This window comes from Oleiphilus sp. HI0079, from assembly GCF_001635105.1.
The window spans coordinates 1-1,191 of sequence record NZ_LWFT01000708.1 but is presented as its reverse complement, the minus strand read 5'-3'; the positions used below and the strand labels follow the sequence as shown (position 1 = coordinate 1,191).

The 1,191-nt window shown below is 49.0% G+C and carries 1 protein-coding gene; it reads left to right on the top strand.

What is annotated here, in order from left to right; all coding sequences use genetic code 11:
• Positions 1-214: 214 nt before the first annotated feature.
• Positions 215-1,191: hypothetical protein (locus tag A3750_RS12910; RefSeq protein ID WP_068548345.1), on the top strand; the 977-nt coding region annotated here is incomplete at its 3' end.

Genomic DNA, 1,191 nt, shown 5'->3' with positions numbered 1-1,191 from the left:
TTGTTATCTGCAAACGCAAATATGAACTGTTCTCTTCCTAGGCTAGCGGGTTCTTCTGTGGTCTTCAGAGGCGAAGAGTTTGGCTGTAACTCGGATGATCTCGACGAGTACGCGTGCTCTTTATAAGGCATTTCAGTGCGAGGAGGTAGCGTAGCTGCCTCCTGTTTTTTCCTAAACAAGTTCGCGTTGATAAGACCTTAAAGGGGTGTTACTGATGAAAAACGCATTTTTAAACAGCATGGTTACCCGATTGCCGGTGTTTCTGGCGATCGCCTTCATTACGACGGCATGTAAGATCGTCATTGACGACGGGAATACGGTGAAGAAGGACGACACCGGTTCTGATACAGCCTCATGCTCCGGCACATCTGATGGTGTTAAGTGGGAGGCACTTCTTGCAGAGAATTGTCCGAACCTTTCGGACTACAATCTATTTGCCGATCCAACAGATCCAACAAGCGGTCCTAACTCTGGAGGATTGCCTTATGATTTGACTACGGCATTGTTTACCGATTACTCGAGTAAATACCGTTATGTATTTATTCCTGAGGGCGAGCAGGCGAGCTATTCGCAAACTGAAGCTTTGGATTTCCCTGTGGGTACGGTGATCGTTAAAACGTTTGCAATGCCCGAGAACACCGCATTTCGTGATGGTGCGGTGCGTGTTATCGAAACGCGTCTTTTGATTCATCGTGCAGATGGCTGGGTAGGCCGTCCGTATGTCTGGTTTGATACCGAAGGTAATCCAACCAATGATGCCCGTCTTGCGATTACTGGTGGCAAACTTGACCTAACAACGACGCATGAAGGTGCTGCGATGGACATTGAATATGCAGTTCCATCGGTCACGCAGTGTACGGCCTGTCATAATATCGTGCCACTTGTCGATCCGGGTCCAGAACGGCCTCCTATCGCCAAAGTAATTGGGCCAAAAGCGCGTTATCTAAACAAAGACTATGATTACGGCGATGTGATCGAAAACCAGCTCACTCATTGGTCGAATGTCGGTAAGCTTGTTGGTGTGCCTGCGGACTTTAATGCGATTGAGAAAGCGCCAGAGTTTTCTGATCTGACAGACGTGTCTGCGATGAGCGACGCAGATGTCGCAATCGCAGCGAAAGGCTACCTAGACATCAACTGCGCGCATTGTCACCGTGCGAACCTTGGCTTGCCACAGTCTTATGGTGGCGC